The following is an 18,910-nucleotide window of genomic DNA, read 5'->3' as shown; positions in this document are numbered from 1 at the left end:
ATATGCCACAGCGGCCACCGGCGCGAGCGTCGGTCCTGGAGATGATTCTGCTGGGCGTCACCGTCTTCGTCCCCACCCTGGCCCAGGGGGCGATCCTGCGCCGCCCCCGCATGGTCCGCCTCGCGGCCAGATTCGACACCAACCGCAGCGCCAACCGCACCCTCGCACGCCTGCGCCGACGGCACGGACCAGGCCCGGTCTCGGTCAACGTCCTTGGGCGCCGGGTACTGCTGCTGCTCTCCCCGCAGGACGCCCGCCACATGTTCACCGCCACTCCCGCCTCGTTCACCCCCGCCAACCGGGAGAAGGCCGGCGGCCTGCGCCACTTCGAACCCGACGGAGTCCTGATCTGCCCCACCGAAGTCCGCCCCGAGCGCCGCGCGTTCAACGAGGCGATCCTCGACTGGGGCGCCCCGGCCCATCGGCTCTTCCCAGCCCTCACCCCCCGCGTCCGCGAAGAGGCCCAGGCCCTCCTCGCTCTCCACCACGGCTCGGGCCGGCCCCTGGACTGGGACGCCTTCTCGGCGGCCTTCTGGCGCGTCATCCGCCGAGTCGTGCTCGGGGACGCCGCTCGCGACGACCACCGCATCACCGAACTGCTGGCCGCACTCCGCGCCGACGCCAACTGGCTCAACCTGCTCAGGCCGAAGAACCGGACCCGCGAGGCGTTCCTCGCCGGCGTGCGCGCGTATGTGGACCGCGCCGAGCCCGATAGCCTGGCCGCCCTGGTCGCCGCCACCCCAAGCAACAAGGCGACCGAACCCGCAGGGCAGATCCCGCACTGGCTCTTCGCCTACGATGCCGCCGCCATCGCCACGTACAGCGCCCTCGCCCTCCTGGCCAACCACCCCGAACACGCCGCCCGGGTGCACACCGAGATCGACGGCACCGAACCCGACCGGCCGGCCACCGCCGACGCGCTGCCCCTGCTACGAGCCTGCGTCCTGGAGTCGCTGCGGCTGTGGCCCACCTCGCTGGCCATCCTCCGCGACACCACCGCGGAGACCACCTGGCACGACGGCACCACCACCCCGGCCGGCACCGGCGTCGTCTTCTACAGCTCCTTCTTCCACCGCGACGCCCGGCACCTGCCGTACGCCGACGAGTTCGAGCCCGACGCCTGGCTCGACGGCCGCAACCAGGAAAACTGGACACTCGCCCCCTTCAGCCACGGCCCCGCGAAGTGCCCCGGCCAGGACCTCGTCCTCTTCACCGCCGCAACGTTCCTCGCCGCTCTGCTACGCGACCACCGGGCTCTCCTGCTGCTCCCCCGGCGCCCCCTCGCTCCACCGGCCCCGCTGCCCCACACCATCGACCACACCACCCTCCGCTTCGCGCTGCCTCCCAAGTAGCCGCGGCCGCAACGGCGTTCTCACCGTGCGCACCACGGACCTGACCACCCACCGTGTCACCCCAGCGTGGCTGCGGCGTGCTTCTTGATGAGTTCGAGGTGCCGGGCGATCTCCCGCAGGCCCAGCCGCTGGCGGCAGCGTCCGCGTAAGCACCGGCCCGGCCCGCCAGAGCCAGTCCGATCACGTCCATCGCCGAACGCAGCCGCTCGGTGAGCGGGCCATGGCGTCGAGTCACCTCCGGCACCTGCTCTACGAACGTCCTGCGCGGACACGGCTGTCCGGGGCAGAGAAACCGCCGGACCCGCAAGGACAGCACGATGCGTTGGCCCGCGCTGGGCAGGTCCGCAGGAAACCGCAGGTAAGAGGCGTGCACCCGATCAGACCAGGTGCCACAGTCCGGGCAGGACGCGCCGGACGCGGTGCACTGGCCTCGATGCGTATCGCCTCGCTGCCGGTATCGACGGTCGCGACCGCGACCGCGACACTGTCGACCGACGGGAACAACAACTCCTGCACCAGCGACGACACTTCGTTCACGGCGACCGAATGTCAGCCACGTCAGCCGAACGAGGAGCGAAATCTTCTCTGAACCTGCGTTGGCTTTGTACGAGCCCTGCAGCACAAGCACGGAGTCTTCTTCCGCACGGTAGACCGCGACCACGTCGGTGTGGCCGGCACCGACCTCCGGTGACCAGGTTGATCGCGTTGCCTGGTCGGACGTACGGCGGCGAGCCATTCGGTTCGAGGTGATGGCTTCTCAGGTACGCCGAGACAAGAAGGCGACGAACGCGATGTAGGTGATGGCGGCGGTGGCCACGAACCAGAAGTACGGATCGCCGCTTCTTCCGGATGCCAGTTCACCGATGAAGGCGCTGAGATTCCCCACGGTAAGCACGATGCCCGTGCCGGCCCAGGCCCACCCTCCGATCCGGGCGAAGCGCTCGTCGGGAGCCTTCTCCGTGAGGCCCTGATAGGTCTCGCTCCGGCGTCCCAGCAGCACTAAGGCGAGACTGCAGACCGCCAGGATCCCGAACGTCACCAGGCCGAGAGCGAGGTGGCCGCCGACAGTCGCGGCCACGAGGCAGGCGACTCCGACAGCGAGGAAGAAGCCGGGGACGGACCGCCTGGCTGCATTACTGGTCATCCGCTGGGCTCTTTTCGACATGAAACATCTCCTCAACGCTGACTTTGAAGAATTTGGCCATGGACAAGGCGAGCGGCAGGGAAGGTGTGTACCGCTCGGTCTCGATGGCGTTGATCGTTTGCCGTGAGACCCCGAGGGCTGTGCCTAGCTGGCCCTGGGAGAGCCCTCGTGACGACCGCAGTTCTCTGACGCAGTTCCGCACATGTAAAGCTTACTTGTCACCCATCGATGGTTGTCAAGCTTGCTTTACAGCAAGGGTAGGGCTCGCATTGCGCCTTGGGCACCGTGTTCACCGTGCTGGTGGCCAGCCCGGTATGGAAGGGCGAGTGCATCCCTGTCCGCCGACTCCGGCTCCGAGGTAGTGCCACTTCTCGCCAACATTTCGCGGCGCCACGATCGACAAGCGGTGTCAGATCTCGCCTACAAAGAAGCATCCCCTCCCGCCAGCAGCCCCGCCCTCATCGACCGGCAGAAGTGACGATCACGGTGCCACTGCCTTGGGACCGCCTCGACTTGGTGTTCGAGACCCACGCGCCCAGCTTCACGACCACCGGCTTTGCTTCGCCGTCGACCGAGATCTCTTTGCTGACCTAACCGGCTTCTGGAGCGCCGTAGGAGAACTTGTACCCGGTGAAGTCGGCGACGTGGACGTACCCGATGCGCTGGTAGAGGGCGTTGCTGGTGGGGTTGGTCGGATCCGCGAACAGGACGATGTCTGTCGCGCCCGCAGCCAGCGCGGCCCTGCTCACCTCGGCCGTCACGGCCCCCGCATAGCCGCGGCCCCGGAGGTGGGCCGGGGTGTACACGGGGTCCACCCGGATCATGCCGCCGACGATCGAGGTCGCGGCCGCCATCGAGACGGGGGTGCCGTCCGGGGTCTCCCAGAACGTGAAGTGCCTGTCGCCGAAACGCGAGTTGGCCCAGGAACCGGCGTCAATCAAGTCGATGGAGGGCTGCTCCCCGACGTCGACGCAGAACTCACGGCACCAGCGCACGACTTGCTCACGGTCCTTCCCGCCCGTGATGCGACCGCGGCCCTCTGGGCGCGGCTGCGGTGGGGTGAGCGTGCCGAGACGGTAAAGATGCGTCCGCCAGTAGGGCACCGGTGCCGCGCCCGTGTGCCGCTGCCATGTCTGGGCGAACGCGGTGGCGGTGTCGTGGTCCGCGATGACGCCGTTGGGGGAGTGGCTGAGGCTGGCCAGGTGAGCGGCGAGGGTGCCGGCCTGCTCGGCAGAGAGAGGGGTGACGCTCAGGAAGCCGCGCGGAGTGCGGTAAAAGATGGCACGGACTTCGCCTCCTGACTCCAGTCGGCCGAAGACGCTGGCTTCGGCGCGGTGCGTTCGCAGTTTCTCGATGTCCGTCAGCGGCGTGTTGTGCAGGGCGGGACGCGAGCGCAGGAAATCTCCGGCTCGGGCGAGGAAGTCGTCGACGTCTTCGGTGAGTTGCCAGTCATCAGGGAGCATGCTTCATGATGCCGGATGTCCTCGACTCGGGGCTCTGGGCCACTTCTTGTGGTCGCGTAGGAAGCGTGGCTGTTGTTCTTCTTCGTGCTACGGCGGTCGAGGTCGCCCGAAAACCGTCCCGATCGGATGAGGTGACGTCGACGGTTCTGTGTCGTGAACGCACGACGACCACCGCTGGATGAGCTGCTGTTCTGGATGGTGGAGAACGTGGTGGAGTTGGTCGGGGTGGCTGACGCGAGGGTGGCGGGCGCGGGGGACGGAGCCGTCCGCGCCTGCACCCGCGCCTCTCCCAGGACGTCCTCAGACCTGGCTGGCCCTCAGCCATTGGTGGATGGCGAGTGCGGTGGTACGGGCGTGTGCCTCCAGCATGGTGAAGTGGTCCCCGGGCACGGTGACCTCGGCGTGCGGCAGGCTCCAGTCCGGGGCGGGTTCGGCGCCGGGCAGTAGGTCCCGGGCTCGTACGTACAGGGTGGGACAGGCGAGCGGCGCGGGCTTCCAGCCACGGAAGAGCTCGAAGTATCCGGCCATGGCGGTGAGCCGGTCGGGGCTGGCAGAGGCGAATTCCGCCGCCCGGCGCAGCATGTCCGACGTCATCGCGGAGAGTGCCTGACCCCGGTCGCCGTGACCGGGGGGATAGGTGTCCACCAGGACGACGGCCGCCGGGGCGGCGCCCTCGGACTCCAGACGCTCGGCCACGGCATGGGCCACCCAGCCACCGGCCGACCGCCCCAGCACTACCAGGGGGCCTTCGGCCGCAGCTGCGCGGACGGCGCTGGCCTGGGCGGTGACGAGAGCATCCAGTGTGGCGGGCAGAGCCTCCCGGGGCTCGAACCCTGGGTGCCGCACCGCGGAAACCGGCCGCAGTCCGCGCAGCCCGGCACCGAGGCGCGCGTACTCCTGTGGTCCGGACACCGCGCTGAGCGCGGGGGAGCAGACCAACCGGGCCCCCGTGCCGCCCGCCGCGAGCATGACGGGTTCGTACGTCGCACCGGGCGCCCCGGTCCTGTGGAAGACCGGGCGCAGGCGCGCGGCGACGGTGAGGAGCACCATGCCGTCCCAGCTCTGTCCCCGGGCACATGCGGCACGGAAGAGCGCGCCCAGGGAGTCCGGAGCTTCCCCGGCGTGCGGTACGTCGGCGGCCTGCACCCGGGCGCCCGGCGGAGCGCCCGCCTCCGGATTGCCCTCCGGACCATTCCCAGCTACGTCGTCCGCCGGTCGGCCCAGCGAGCCCACAGGGCCGACGGCCTCAGGCCGAGCCGGACCGTCGGGCGTGGCGCCCACAGGAGGTGCCTCGGCGGTATACCGCCGCGTCAGCTCGGTGGCGAGCGCGCGCGGCGTCGGGAAGTCGAACAGCAGCGTGGACGGCAGTGCCAGCCCCGTCCACGCCGCGAGCTCATTGCGCAGATCGACCGCGGCGAGGGAGTCCAACCCCAGGTCCGCCAGCAGGGCGTCCTCGTCGATCTCGCTCGGCTCCTCCGCATGGCCCAGGACGCGGGCCGCCAAGGCCCGGACCTTGGTGAGCAGCACCCCGCCCTGCTCGCCGGGGGAAGCAGTCGCCAACGCCCGGCCGAGTCGGTTCCCGCCCCTGTTGCCCGCGTCGGCAGCAGGGGTTCGGAGCCGGTTCGCCGACGGGTCGCCGCCGTGGAGAGCCGCCGGGGCGAGGCGGGCCGCCACCACCACGGGTTCGTCACCGGCCACGGCGGCGTCGAAGAGGTCCAGGCCCTCTTCCGGCCCGAGCGGGCCGAACCCGGAACGGGTCATCCGCTGCCGGTCAGCGTCGCCGAGGTGCGCCATCATGCCGTCGTCCTGGCGCCAGGGGCCCCAGACGATCGACGTACCGGGCAGCCCGAGCCGACCGCGGTGCCGTGCCAAGGCATCCAGCACGCAGTTGGCCGCGGCGTAGTTGGCCTGGCCGGCGGAGCCGAAGGCACCCGCCACCGAGGAGAACAGCGCGAACACGGCCAAGTCGTGACCGCGGGTCAGTTCGTGCAGAGCCAGAGCGGCGTCCGCCTTCGGGCGCAGCACCCGCCTCAGACGGTCGGTGGTGAGCGCCGTGACGACGCCGTCGTCCAGCACCCCCGCGGTGTGCACGACGCCGGTCAGCGGGTGGGCCGCCGGTACCGCGTCGAGCAGGGTGGCCAGTGCGGTCCGGTCCGCGACGTCACAGGCCTGAACGGTCACCTGGGCGCCCGCCTCACGCAGCTCCGCGACGAGTTGCCTGGCCCCCGGAGCGTCCGGCCCGCGTCGGCCGGCGAGCAGCAGATGACGGACGCCGTGGGCGGTGACCAGGTGCCGCGCCACCAGCATTCCCAGCGAACCGGTGCCTCCGGTGACCAGGACGGTGCCCTCCGGGGCGAGCGGCCGTCGCTTCCGCGGCTCAGGTGCCGCCTTGGCCAGTGGCACCAGCTTCGGCACGTACGCCGTCCCCCGGCGTACGGCCGCCTCCGGTACCGAGGCGGCCAGCAGGGCGGGCAGGGCACGGTAGGAGTCGGGGTGTTCGTCCACGTCGATCAGGGCGAAGCGGCCCGGGTTCTCGCGCAGGGCCGAGCGGACCAGTCCCCACACCGGTGTGTGCAACGGTACGGACGTCCTCTCACCGGACCGGCCGTCACTGCCGCGACCGGCGGTACCGTCCGTGGGGAATCCGTCGTCGGCCGAGGTGACGACACCGGACGTCACGAGGACGAGACGGGAGCGGGACAGGTGCGGTGCGGCGAGCCACTCCTGCACGAGCCCCAGCGCCCGGTCCGCTGAAAGCAGCAACCCGGCAGCCTGGTCCTGCGCGCCGCCGGTCGTGTCAGGCGGTGGGCACGGTGCCACGACGACGGCCGACGACGCGTCGCACGCCGCCGGGCCGCGATACACCGGGACGCCGGAACCCGGGGGCGCGAGGGCGTCCACCAGCCGTGTGCCCGCCGTGCCCAGAACCCCCCAGCGGGGCATCGCCATGGGGGCGGGCGGCTCGGTCAGCGACACCCAGTCCGTCCGGTGGAGAACGCCGGTGACTGGACCGTGGAGAACACCGGTGACGGCGTCCGCCGTCGCTGAGCCGGTACGCGGTAGGGGCCGGAGCGTCAGCGAACGGACCGTCGCCACCGGTGAGCCCGTCTCGTCGGTCAGCTCCACTCCGGTCTGCCCGTTGGGCCCGGGGGCCACCCGTACCCGCAAGCGCTGTGCGCCGGTGGTGTGCACGTGCACTCCGGTGAAGGCGAACGGCAGGGACAACCCGCCGGCCGCCGGACCGGCCGCCCCGGAACAGTTCGTGACGAGGCCGTCCAGGGCCAGGGCGTGCAGCGCCGCGTCGAGCAGCGCGGGATGCAGGACGAACTCCGGGCCGTCCCCCTCCGGGCGCGACGCTCGGGCCGCCTCGGGCAGCGCGACATCGGCGTACAACTCCTCCCCGTGCCTCCAGGCGGCGCGCATGCCCCGGAAGGCGGGACCGTAACGCAGCCCGTCGGCGGCCAGTTGCTCGTACGGTCCGGTCCCAGGACCGTCGGCATGCAGGGGCACCGCCGCCTCCGGCGGCCAGGACGTCTGCGGCCGGGGCACGCCGCCGGGCCCGGCGGCAGCCGCGTCCCGGTCCGCGGTCGGCTGCGCCGGCGAAAGAGTGCCGACGGCGTTCCGGAGCCAGGGTTCATCCCCCGCCACGTTGTGCGGCCGGGAGTGGAAGAACACGCCCCGCCGTCCCGCGTCGTCCGCCCCGGCCACCTTCACCTGCAAGGCGAGCGCACCTTCCGAGGGCAAGGGCAGCGGCGCGGTCAGCACGAGCTCGTCCAGGACGGCCGCGCCCGCCAACTCACCAGCGTGCAGGGCCATGTCGACGAAGGCGGTCGCCGGCAGCAAGATCTCCCCAGCCACCACATGGTCGGCAAGCCACGGCTGGTCGTGCACCGAGAGCACCCCGCTCAGCAGCAACCCGTCGTCGTCGGCCGTGCGGGTGCACGACGGCAGGAACGGGTGGGCAGGCTCGGCCGTCGGGGACACGGGCGGATGCCCCGGGGTGGTCTCCAGCCAGTACCGGCGGCGCTGGAAGGCGTACGTGGGCAGTGCGGCGCGCCGCCCGCCGCGCCCGGCGAAGACGGCCCGCCAGTCGACGGGCACACCGTGGGCATGCAGCGCGGCCAGCGTGTCGAGCAGGGCGTCCGCTTCCGGCCGCGCCCCGCGCAGAGTCGGCAGGACCAGCGGCGCCGGACCCCGCTCGCCGCCGCCCGCCGCGCCCGCACCCGCGTCCGGGCCGGACGCGGCGAGGCAATCCCGGACCAGGCCGGTGAGCACCCCGTCCGGCCCCAGTTCGACGTAGTGTGCCGCGCCCCGCTCACCCAGGTGCGCCACCGAATCGGCGAAGCGGACCGGACGACGGACATGGTCCACCCAGAACTCCGGTGTGCACAGCTCCTCATCGGTGGCCGCCCGACCCGCCACCGCGGTGAGCAGAGGCAGCCGCGGCACGGCGAAGGACAGACGCCGGACCACGTCCGCGAAGTCGGCCAGCACGGGCTCCATCCGAGCGGAGTGGAAGGCATGGCCGACCCGCAGCGGCGTCACCGAACGGCCCCGCTCCCGGAAGTGCGCGGCGGCCTCCCACACCGCGGCCTCGTCGCCGGAGACGACCACCGAGGCGGGCCCGTTGACCGCGGCGATCTCCACCGCACACCCGGTCTTGGCGAGGTGGGCGGCCACCTCGTCCGCGCCGGCGGCCACCGCCGCCATCGCACCGCCCGCAGGCAGCGCGTCCATCAGCCGGCCCCGGGCCGCCACCAGTGTGCACGCGTCCGCGAGGGACAACACCCCGGCGACATGAGCTGCCGTCACCTCGCCCACCGAGTGCCCGGCCACCAGCGCGGGGCGTACCCCCCAGGCCGCGAACTGCCTGAACAGGGCGGTCTCCAGGGCGAAGAGCGCCGGCTGCGCGAACCGGGTCGTCTGCAGCAGCACTTCCGTCTCCGTACCGGGCCCGGCAAACATGACGTCCCGCAGGGGCACCGGCAGCAGCGGGTCGAGCAGGGCACAGCACTCGTCCAGCGAACGGGCGAAGGCCGGATGCAGATCCCGCGACTCGTACAGTTCACGGCCCATGCCGACGCGCTGGCTGCCCTGGCCGGTGAACAGCAGGGCCAGTGGCCCGTGGTCGCGGAACGTGCCCGTGTGGACTCCAGGACGGCCGTCGTCCTCCGCCACGGACCGCAGGGAGCCGAGCAGTTCGGCACGGTCCCGGGCCACCACCACGGCCCGGTGCTCGAAGGCCGCACGCGTGGTGGCGAGCGAGTACCCGAGGTCCACCAGGGACGCATCGGGAGCGGCGACCACATGGTCGTACAGCCGTCGTGCCTGGGCCCGCAGCCCCGGCACGCTCCTGGCCGACACCGCACAGGCCACCGCGGCCCGTCCGGGACGCCTCGCACCTTCCCGGACCGCCCCGGGCCCGACGCGGCCGCTTGCGGCCCCGCCGTCCGCCACGGCAGGCGGCGCGGCCTCCCCGTCGGCCAGAGGCTCTTCGAGCACCACATGGGCGTTGGTGCCACTGATGCCGAAGGAGGACACCCCCACCCGGCGCCGGCGGTTCGTCACCGGCCACTCCACCGCCCGGGTCAGCAGCGCGATCCGCCCCGGCGACCAGTCGACACGGGGGGTCGGCTCGTCGGCGTGCAGCGTGCGCGGCAGCACGCCGTGCCGCATCGCCTGCACCATTTTGATCACGCCGGCCACGCCGGCGGCGGCCTGGGTGTGACCGATGTTCGACTTCACCGAGCCCAGCCGGAGGGGACGCTGCCGCGCGTGGCGCCCGTACGTCGCGAAGAAGGCCTCCGCCTCGATGACGTCCCCCAGCCGGGTGCCGGTGCCGTGCGCCTCCACCGCGTCGATGTCCGCGGGATCCAGCCCCGCGTCCGCGAGCGCCTGCCGGATCACCCGCTGTTGCGCCGGTCCGTGCGGTGCGGTCAGCCCGTTGCTCGCCCCGTCCTGGTTCACCGCCGAGCCGCGCACCACGGCCAGGACCGGAAGTTCGGCGCGGCGCGCCTCGGACAACCGGCTCAGCAGCAGCATTCCGGCGCCCTCGGCCCACCCTGTGCCGTCGGCGGACGCGCCGAACGCCTTGCAGCGGCCGTCCGGCGCCAGCGCCCGCTGGCGACTGAACTCCACGAACGACGAGGGCCCCGACATCACCGTGGCGCCGCCGGCCAACGCGAAGGCACACTCACCCCGGCGCAGCGCCTGGGCCGCCAGGTGGAGGGCCACCAGGGACGAGGAACACGCTGTGTCCACGGTGAGGGCCGGTCCTTCGAGGCCGAAGGTGTAGGCGATGCGACCCGAGGCGACGCTTCCGGCGTTGCCGAGGCCGAGGTACCCCTCGACATGCTCGGGCGTCCTCGTCAGGCGGCGGGCGTAGTCGCTGTACATCAGCCCGACGTACACCCCGGTCGCCGAGCCGCGCAGGGTGGCGGGGACGAGACCGGCGTGCTCGAAGGCCTCCCACGCCACTTCGAGCAGCAACCGGTGCTGCGGGTCCATGGCCAGCGCCTCGCGGGGAGAGATGCCGAAGAAGCCGGGGTCGAAGCGGTCCGCACCGGAGAGGAAACCGCCCTCGCGTACATACGTCCGCCCGGGCCGCCCGGGGTCCGGGTCGTACAGCGCCCGGGTGTCCCAACCCCGGTCAGTGGGGAAGGGACCGATGGCGTCCCTCCCGTCGGCCACCAGCCGCCACAGTTCCTCGGGCGAAGTCACGTCTCCGGGATAGCGGCACGCCATCCCCACGATCACCACAGGATCGTCGTCCGACCGGGTCGCACTCCGGTGCACGGGCCTGGCAGCGGCCGGCGCCGCGACGTTCCGTTCTGCGAGGTGGGCGGCGAGCGCGGCGGCCGTGGGAAAGTCGAAGGCGACGGCCTCGGAGAGCGGCAGGCCGGTCACCGCCGACAACCGCTCCCGCAGCACCGTCGCCGTCAGGGAGTCCATCCCCAGGTCCCGCAGCGCCGTGCTCGGCTCCACCGCCTGAGGCGCACAGCCGAGCATGGCCGCCACCTCGCTCCGCACCAGGGTCAGCAGGTCCTGCGACGGCTTCCCGGCGGCCTCCGCACCCAGCGCCCGCGCGGGCAGGCCGGCGAGGTCCCGCCGCAGGATCTTCCCGGAGACGGTACGGGGAATGTCCTCCACCTCAAACAGTTCGACCGGCAACTTGAAGCCGGACAGTTCGGCACGGCAGGCGGCGAGGATGCGCCCCCTGTCCAGCACGCCGCCACCGGGCCCGGCGACCAGATAGCCGACCGGCACCTCCCCGAAGACGGGGTGCGGGCGTCCGGCCACGGCGGCGTCCGCCACCCCCGGGAGCCGCCGCAGCACCGCCTCCACTTCCGAAGGGTGGATGTTCACCCCGCCCCGAATGATCAGATCGCTCGCCCGGCCGGTGACCGCCAGTTCACCGGAGGCATCGATCCTGACCAGGTCACCCGTGCGGAACCAGCCGTCACGCAGTACCTCCGCGGTGGCTTCCGGCCTGCCGTGGTAACCGGCCATGACCCCCGGCCCGCTGATCCACAACTCGCCTTCGCCCGTGTCCCGGCCGTCGGAGCCCCCGCCGACCCGGACCCGGGTGCCGGGCAGCACCCGGCCGCACGCCCCGGACGCCGTCGCCTCGCCCGGCGCCGCCATGGTGACCGGGCCCGCCTCCGTGCTGCCGTAGTGCTCCAGATAGGGAACCCGGCAGATCGCCTCGAAGGACTCACGGAACCCGGGCCCCGCCGCGGCACCACCGCTGACGCAGCCCCGCAGCGCGGGGGCGCCGAGACCGACGCCGTCCTTGCCGCGCTCCTCGCCCCGGACCGCGTCGAGCAGCGCCGAATACGTGGTCGGGACCCCGCCGAGCAAAGTGAACGAGGCGTCCCCACCACGCAGTTCGCCGAGCACACCCGCCACCGAGAACCGGGGCAGCAGCACCGCGCTCGCCCCCACCGCGGTCACCCCGAGGAAGCACACCACCTGGCTCATCGCGTGATGGAGGGGCAACGGCCACAGCACGCGGTCCCGTTCGGACAGGCCCAGGACACCGACGAGGCCCGTCGCGACCGGCGAAAGGCGGTTGCGCTGGGTGGACAGGACGCCCTTGGGCGCGCCGGAGGAGCCCGAGGTGTAGAGCAGCCAGGCCACTTCGTCCAGTGCGAGATCGTCCCGGGCCGGCATCCGCGGCTCCGCCCCCGCCAACTCCTCGTACCGCAGCACACCGCCCGCGACCACGGCGGGCCGGCCCCCGACTGCGCCGGCCTCGTCCGCCGGCTCCTCGACGTCCGCGCACGAAGGCGAACTCCCGCCCCCGGCCCCGTCGCCGCCGTCGGCCACCACCACGGTCAGCCCGGGCCGGAACGACAGCGTCCGTCGCCGCGTCAGGCAGGCGCCGTCGGTGATGAGCACCCGTGCCCCGCTGTCGTCCAGCAGACGGGTCAGCTCCTCCTCCGAGCTCCCGGGGTCCAGCGGCACGCCCACGCCGCTTGCCCGGGTGACGGCGAGCAGGCTCTCGACCGTCTCGACACGGTTGCCAAGCAGGACGGCCACTCGGTCACCGCGCGCCAGCCCGAGTCCAGCCAGATGACCGGCCAGCCGTGCGGTCCTCCGTTCCAACTCCCGGTAGGTCACACGCCTGAGCCGGTCCTGGAAACAGACCTTGTCCCCGAGGCGACGGGCGTGGTATCCGAGCAGTTCCGGCAGCGGTCTGACGATGTCGGCGTGCGTACCCACTGCTCAACCTCCTTGTGACGAATTGTGGTTGAGGACGACGGTGCGATCCACCTGGTTGCCCGCCGACGGGAAGGGGCGACTATTTGGATCACGCTTCTCATGATGTGAGCTGCTCATTGCAGTCCTGGCGATTGAGTTTCCGGTAGGGGAACCAGAGGCGGTGGTGAAGGCTGTGGCGCTCCCGATACCTGCTTCTTGTGCACCGCCGAGATGGGACTCCGATGGTGAGGGGATGGCTGGTCGGGCTTGGTTCTGGCGCAACTTTGTGGCTGGTTCGGCGCGGCGTCTCGCACAGCCCGACTCTCCGCCTTGCCGGGGGTGGGGGATCAGGCTGTTGCCGCGAGGAATCTGCGGGTGCCACGGAGCGTGGTGTGCAGTTTCCGCTGGGTCTCGCGGCTGTCGAGGCGGACGTCGATGGCGCCTGGAAGCGCGCTGTCGGCACGCAAGCCCGTGGGCAGTCGGGAGGCGTCGAGGCCGTCACGTCTGGCGATGAGTGTGCCGAGTTCGTGTCGGCTCAAGGCGTCTGCTCCTGCAAGATGGTGAATGCCGCGGGCGTCGTGTGACGCCAGTTCCAAGAGGGCTGCGGCCAGGTCGGTGACGTGCACCGGGCACCGGATGTCGTCGGTGAACAGGACGCCGTCGCGGGTGCCGGCCGCGAGTTCGTGGACGGTGCGCTCATGAACGGATTGCCCGTCGCCGATGATCAGCGAGGTACGGGCGACGACGGCGTTCGGATGCACGAGCAGGACCCCGGTCTCCGCTGCGGCCTTCGCCGCTCCATACGGGGTGACAGGGTCGGGGAGGCAGGATTCGCCGTAGTGAACACGCGAACCGGAGAAGACCGCGTCGGTGGAGACGTGGACGAGGCGGCTGCCGTGCTTCGCCGCCGCGATCGCCAGGCGGACGGGGCCCTGGGCCGTGATCTCCCAGTCTGCCTTGCCGCTGGATGCGTTGACGACGAGATGGGGACCGACCTCGGTGATGATCGCGTCCTCCCGCCCAGGGGTCCGTAGGTCCAGGTGGCGCCACGCGACTCGGGCCGTGTTACCCGGTCTGGTCGTGTACGTCGCGACTGTCGGTTGCCCGGCCGCTGCTGCCTGCCGGACCAACTCGGTGCCCAGGAAGCCGCTTCCACCGATGATTAAAATCGTCACGATGCGACACCGTAGACCCGCCCGGTTGGCTTTGATGCAACACCACAGCTTGTTTTTGAAGACCCAGTCTCCGAACCCCTTCTGGTCGTCGCTGCGTTTGACGATCAGCAGTACCAGGGCCAGAGCGGTGAAGCAGTACTCGATGAGGCCGCCGGTGTAGCCGCCGTCGGCCCAGATGAGCCCCAGCAGGTGGTGCGCATCGGCTACTTGGGCGAGAAGGGCCTGAGCGGCGGCACGGTCGCCGGTATCTGCCGGCGTGACCGCCACCACCAGCAGCAGGCCGAGTGTGTCGACGACGACGTGCCGCTTGCGCCCGTTGATCAACTTGCCGCCGTCGAAGCCGCGGCTGTCGGCGCTGACGACGGCTTCCGCCTTGACCGACTGCGGGTCGATCACGCCAGCGCTCGGCTCGGCGCCCCGGCTTGCCCGGGTGCGGACCGGTCGAGACGCCCGTTCGATCGGCTAGCGGCCTGATCGGTACGACATCGGCTACTGACACCCAGCGGGCCGACCGTCACAGGGTTTGGGCTCCTGGCCCAGCACTGCCTCCCGCCGCAGCCGCCCGCAGCACCGACGAGGGTGCTGCGGGCCCAAACCCTTCCCCGGCCAACCGGGGCCAGCGGCGTGGTTCAGGCGGCCGGGAGTGTGCCCGCCCATACGGGGGGCGTGCGCCGCACCCAGGGAGCGGCCCTCTCCAGTTGCCCGGCAAGGCGGAACAGCACGTCCTCGCGCCCGCACCCGGCGGCGAACTGGATGCCGATGGGCATGCCGGTGGCCGGATCGGCCGACAGCGGCACCGACATGGCGGGGGTGCCGGCGACGTTGAAGGCTGCGGTGAACGGCGACCTGTGGAACAGGTGCTCCAGCCAGCCCCGGCCGTCCGCCCCCTCCGCGCCATGGTGGTAGGTGCCTATGGCTACGGGAAGTTCGGGAAGGGTGGGTGTCAGCAGTACGTCGTGACGGTCGAAGTGCGCGCCGATCGACCGGGCAACCCGGTTGCGCACATCGAGGGCCTGCACGAACTCCACACCGCTCACCCGGCGCCCCCAGGCGTAGCTCGCCAGCATCTCGGGCTCGACGGTCGTCTCGTTCGCGGGGCGGCCGAACGCCTCGGCGAAGCCGTCGATCCATGTCACCAGGTTCGCTGTCCACAGTCGGGCGTTGGCGAGGACGAATTCCTCCCAGCTCACCCCGAGGTTCACGCCGGTGGGCTCGACCCGGTGGCCGAGCGAATCCAGCAGGCGGGCGGCGGCCAGGGTGGCTTCGTGTACGGCCGGCTCCACGGCGCGTCCGTTCCAGGGGGTGGTGAGCAGTCCGATGTGCAGTCGCCCGGGGTCGCGGGTGCACTCCTCGGCGTACGGGCGTCGGGGAGGTGCCGCGAAGTAGGGATCGCCGCTCTCGGGGCCCTGGACCAGGTCGAGGAGGGTCGCGCTGTCGCGCACGGTCCGGCTGAGGGCGCCGTGCACGGCCAAGCCGTTGAAGACCTCGTCGGCGTCCGGACCCATGGAGACGCGGCCGCGGGTGGGTTTGAGCCCGAACAGCCCCGCACTGGCGGCGGGGACGCGGATCGAGCCGGCCGCGTCGGTGGCGTGCGCGATGGGGGTGATGCCGGCGGCGACGGCTGCGGCCAAGGCCGGCCAGTTCTCCACGACGGCGTTGATGTGGGGATTGACGGCAGTCATCGCGTCCTGGGCCGCGGAGGTGAGTTCCGCGGCGGTGACCCGCCGGCTGATCGAGGACCACAAGGCCACCCAACGGCGCCGGCTCACGGGCATGTGCGAGAGGGCCGGTGTGCGGGCTCCCGACGAGGCCGCCGCAGAGATCACCTTCCTCATGGAGGGTGCTCAGGTCAGTGCCCAGAACGGGAGCGTCGACCGTGTGGGGGAGCGGCTTCTCGCTGCGGTCGAGGCCGTCCTGGAGCGTGGCGGGACGGTCGGCGGACGCTGAGTCGACGCCCGGCACCGGGGCAACCTGATCGGCACGCCAGTCACCCGCTCGCTGATCGCCTACGACCAGGGCCTCCTGGGACCTCGGACGGCTTCGACAACCTCCGAGCCACCAAGGGGCCTGCCGCTATGCGCCTACCACCCCGCCATCACCCGATCGGGATCCCACCTGATCGGGATCCCTGATCGATCCACAACCCCCTTGGTATGTGCTCGGTGCCATTCCGTCCCTGCACCGACTGCCGAAGCCCAGGGACGCGCGGTGTCGTTCAGGCCGCGCCCGCCAGAAAAGGCGGCCCGACGGCCCGGACCAGCTGTGCTCCGGGCCGCGGTGAAGCCACTCGCCGTCAGCCTCCAGCAGGCATCAGCCGTCGTTCTCCGAGGAAGGAATGTAGGCCCCCGGCACCTCCTGCGGCGCGAAGATCTTGTTCTCGCCCGGGTACGGCTTGTTCCAGTTGTGCGTCTCGTACCAGGTGAGGTGGTTCATCTGGGCGGGGTTGGCGTAGTCGGGGACGGCGTGGGGGCCGGTCAGCCGCTGCTTGGACTTCCACTTGTCCCAGGTTGCCGCCAGGTCCTGCTTGTCAGCGGGTACCTTCGCAGGCGAGATGGCCGCTGCCTTGGGGCTCTGCGGTGCCGGGTTGTCCGAGCCGCAGGGGGGCTGGGTCTTGAGGCCGTCGGTGAGGGGGACGCGGTTGGGCTGCGCCTTGAACGGGGTGGTGTCCGGGTTACGGGTGAAGGCGCCGCTCATGGGGGTGGCCGCGCTGTCCTTCTGGTTCATCGGGTGGATCCCGAGGATCTGCTCGATGGTCCGGATCATCGTGATCTGGGTGTAGTAGTGGCTGTCGGTCTTGCCGTGCTGTGCCCAGGGGCTGATGATCTGGATCGGGGCCCGGTGCCCGTCGACGTGGTCGAGGCCGGCCTGGGAGTCGTCCTCGACGACGAAGATGGCCGAGTCCTTCCAGTACTTGCTGTGCGAGATCCTGTCGACCATCTTGCCGACCGCGAGGTCGTTGTCCGCGACCTGGGCGGACGGGCTCGCGGGACCACCGGTGTGGTCGTTGGAGAACCAGAACATGTTCAGGTTCGCCGGCCCGTTCTTCTCGAAGTCCTGCTTCCAGACCTGGTACTTGTAGATGTCCGGGACGTCGAGGTCGAACATCGGGAAGCCGGGCACCGACACGTCGTTGAGCGAGGGGATCGCCGACCCGGTCTTGATGGGGTAGGCCGTGGGCCGCCCGGTTGCGTCCATGGTCTTGGCGTCGCAGTACAGGTTCTGCCAGGACGCTCCGGACGGCTTGCTCTCCACCGACTGGAACTCACCGAAGTCCTTGACGGACTTGCCTGCCGCCTGCGCACCGGTCCACAGAAAACCGGACTTCTGGTGGCCGAGAGCGTCGTTCTCGGTGTCGTAACTGCGCTGGTACTCACCGGCCGAGGACTCGGTGTACTCCGGATTGTCGCTCTGCATCAGCCAGTTGTGGCCCTCGGCGGAGTTCGTGCCGATGTCATAGGTGTTGTCGTACAGCCCGAACTGCCTGGTCATCGCATGCTGGTTCGGCGTCACGTTCTCGCCGAACTGCGCCAGCTTCGCATCGCCGTTGCCCTGCGGGATGTCGCCGAAGAGCTGGTCGTAGGTCCGGTTCTCCTTGACGATCAGGAAGACATGCTTGATCGTCGAGGGGTCGCCGAGCCGCCGCGGGACCGCTGTCGGCTTCGCGCCCTTGCCGTCGGTCTTCTTGACCGAGCCGCCCATCCAGCCGTTCTGCTTGAAGACCTTGGCCGTCTCGGACCTGATGACGCTGTCGTCCGGCAGGGTGAACCGCTGCAGGCTGGAGGTGGTGTCGTGGGTGCCGTGCGCGCCGCTGGCATTGGGGCGGCGGGCGTCGACACCACGGGTGTTGGAGACCAGCACCTGCTTGCCGACGGTGGCGATCTCCGAGGGGAAGTAGTCCGTGGGGAGCAGGCCGACGTAGCTGACCGGCTCCTGCGGGCTCTTGTACTTGTATACGGCGACCGCGTTGGCGCGGCCGAGCGTCACCAGCAGATGACCGTCGTCGGTGAGCGTCACCGCGTTGGGCTCGTAACCCACCGACGCCTCCGGCCACGGGCGGGTGGCGATGGTCTGCACGACCTTGTCGCCGGCGGTGCTGATGACCGACACGTCGTTGCTGGCGGTGTTGGTGACGAACAGCGCCCCGCCCTTGGCGTACAGGGCGGTCGGGTGCAGACCGACGCCGATGCTCTTGACGGCGGCATCCGGCTTCGCCAGGTCGATGACGCTGACCGTGCCGGTGGTGGTGGCACCGGTCTTCGGGTCGGCAGGCACCTGGGTGTCGTAGGAGTTGATCGTGGTGTCGCCGGGCTTGGCCGGACGCCCGCCCTCGTTGCTGACGTAGAGCTTGTCGCCGACCTTGACCATGTCACGCGGGGCGTTGCCCACGTCCCAGCTGTGCTTGACGGCCCCGGTCGCCGCATCGAGGGCAACCACCTTGTTCTGGCCATTGACCGCGGCGTACACGGTGGAGCCGTCGGACGAGAACACCGGCTCACCCACCAGCGCGTGCTTGGATCCGTCCGCCGGGATGCGGACGAACACCGGGTCGGTGACGCTGCCGTCCGGGCTCACGGTGAACTTGGTGTAGCCGTCGGTCTGGCCCAGCCACAGCTGCTTGCCGTCGGGCGAGTACGTGGGGCCTTCCTGGCCCACGGAGTTGCTGCCGATGCGCGGGTTCGACGATGCGGAGGCGCTGACGAACTGCTGCACCTTCCACTTCTTGCGGTCGACGATGGCCAGCGCCGCTCCGCCGTCGGTCAGCGAGGCGGCGACGTGGGTGCCGTCCGGACTGACCGAGGACGACATGATCTTGCCGTTGTCGATGACGAGGCGGTCGCCGTATGGGGCGATGTACTGGTCGCTGGAGATGACCTGGCCATCAGCCGTCTTCTGGCCGACCTGGTCGGTGCCGAACTGGTGCGTCTGGGCATAACCGATGCCGGCGGTGGCGGCGAGAACGACCGCGGTGGCCGTCGCCAGGGCACTGCGGCGGCTGAAGCGTGTGAACCGTCTGTCGAGAAAGCCGGAACGGTCGTTCTCGTCATGCCGACGGCGGCGTATGACCTGCATGGA

9 protein-coding genes and 2 pseudogenes are annotated in these 18,910 nt (G+C 71.0%); 3 read left to right on the top strand and 8 right to left on the bottom strand.

From position 1 onward, the window contains the following. Window positions 1-2: 2 nt before the first annotated feature. Both ACO0M4_RS30035 and ACO0M4_RS30030 read left to right on the top strand, forming a co-directional pair. The gene (locus ACO0M4_RS30035; RefSeq protein WP_430374224.1) at window positions 3-1,352 is read left to right on the top strand and encodes a cytochrome P450; all 1,350 of its coding nucleotides are present in this window, start codon (window positions 3-5) and stop codon (window positions 1,350-1,352) included. Window positions 1,353-1,785: 433 nt separating this feature from the next. Beyond that, window positions 1,786-1,941: a hypothetical protein gene (locus tag ACO0M4_RS30030; RefSeq protein WP_430374223.1), complete on the top strand. Its 156-nt coding sequence runs from the start codon at window positions 1,786-1,788 to the stop codon at window positions 1,939-1,941. Between the two features lie 168 nt (window positions 1,942-2,109). Here ACO0M4_RS30030 and ACO0M4_RS30025 read toward each other — a convergent pair whose 3' ends face one another. From ACO0M4_RS30025 to ACO0M4_RS29995, 7 genes and pseudogenes are all read right to left on the bottom strand, one after another. Continuing rightward, window positions 2,110-2,496, bottom strand: coding sequence for a hypothetical protein (locus ACO0M4_RS30025; RefSeq protein WP_430374222.1), 387 nt, complete (start codon window positions 2,494-2,496; stop codon window positions 2,110-2,112). Further along, complete coding sequence (locus ACO0M4_RS30020; protein ID WP_430374221.1) at window positions 2,486-2,698, bottom strand: helix-turn-helix transcriptional regulator; 213 nt, start codon at window positions 2,696-2,698, stop codon at window positions 2,486-2,488. Before ACO0M4_RS30020 ends, ACO0M4_RS30025 begins: the two co-directional genes overlap by 11 nt. A gap of 388 nt (window positions 2,699-3,086) precedes the next feature. After that, a complete protein-coding gene (locus tag ACO0M4_RS30015; RefSeq protein ID WP_430374220.1) occupies window positions 3,087-3,959 on the bottom strand; it encodes a GNAT family N-acetyltransferase in 873 nt (290 codons plus the stop codon). A gap of 300 nt (window positions 3,960-4,259) precedes the next feature. Then, window positions 4,260-12,683 (bottom strand): type I polyketide synthase, encoded by an 8,424-nt coding sequence (locus tag ACO0M4_RS30010; protein ID WP_430374219.1) that lies wholly within the window; start codon window positions 12,681-12,683, stop codon window positions 4,260-4,262. A gap of 326 nt (window positions 12,684-13,009) precedes the next feature. Further along, window positions 13,010-13,837 (bottom strand): SDR family oxidoreductase, encoded by an 828-nt coding sequence (locus ACO0M4_RS30005; protein WP_430375317.1) that lies wholly within the window; start codon window positions 13,835-13,837, stop codon window positions 13,010-13,012. A 135-nt stretch (window positions 13,838-13,972) separates the two neighbouring features. Continuing rightward, a pseudogene (locus tag ACO0M4_RS30000) lies at window positions 13,973-14,296 on the bottom strand (transposase); the annotation flags it as partial. Between the two features lie 170 nt (window positions 14,297-14,466). After that, window positions 14,467-15,462 (bottom strand): annotated as a pseudogene (locus ACO0M4_RS29995) (amidase); the annotation flags it as partial. A 43-nt stretch (window positions 15,463-15,505) separates the two neighbouring features. Between ACO0M4_RS29995 and ACO0M4_RS29990 the strand changes: the two are divergent. Beyond that, complete coding sequence (locus ACO0M4_RS29990) at window positions 15,506-15,784, top strand: hypothetical protein (protein WP_430374218.1); 279 nt, start codon at window positions 15,506-15,508, stop codon at window positions 15,782-15,784. 363 nt (window positions 15,785-16,147) lie between these two features. Here ACO0M4_RS29990 and ACO0M4_RS29985 read toward each other — a convergent pair whose 3' ends face one another. Then, window positions 16,148-18,907: an alkaline phosphatase family protein gene (locus ACO0M4_RS29985; protein ID WP_430374217.1), complete on the bottom strand. Its 2,760-nt coding sequence runs from the start codon at window positions 18,905-18,907 to the stop codon at window positions 16,148-16,150. Window positions 18,908-18,910 lie beyond the last annotated feature (3 nt).

The organism is Streptomyces sp. RGM 3693 (assembly GCF_050471125.1).
Taxonomy (GTDB): domain Bacteria; phylum Actinomycetota; class Actinomycetes; order Streptomycetales; family Streptomycetaceae; genus Streptomyces.
This window is presented reverse-complemented; position numbering and strand designations above follow the sequence as displayed.

What these genes read in the sequence shown, in the direction of transcription:
- ACO0M4_RS30035 (WP_430374224.1), top strand. Translation starts at nt 3, where the DNA reads ATGCCACAGCGGCCACCGGCGCGAGCGTCGGTCCTGGAGATGATTCTG.
- ACO0M4_RS30030 (WP_430374223.1), top strand. Translation starts at nt 1,786, where the DNA reads ATGCGTATCGCCTCGCTGCCGGTATCGACGGTCGCGACCGCGACCGCG.
- ACO0M4_RS30025 (WP_430374222.1), bottom strand. Translation starts at nt 2,496, where the DNA reads ATGACCAGTAATGCAGCCAGGCGGTCCGTCCCCGGCTTCTTCCTCGCT.
- ACO0M4_RS30015 (WP_430374220.1), bottom strand. Translation starts at nt 3,959, where the DNA reads ATGCTCCCTGATGACTGGCAACTCACCGAAGACGTCGACGACTTCCTC.
- ACO0M4_RS29985 (WP_430374217.1), bottom strand. Translation starts at nt 18,907, where the DNA reads ATGCAGGTCATACGCCGCCGTCGGCATGACGAGAACGACCGTTCCGGC.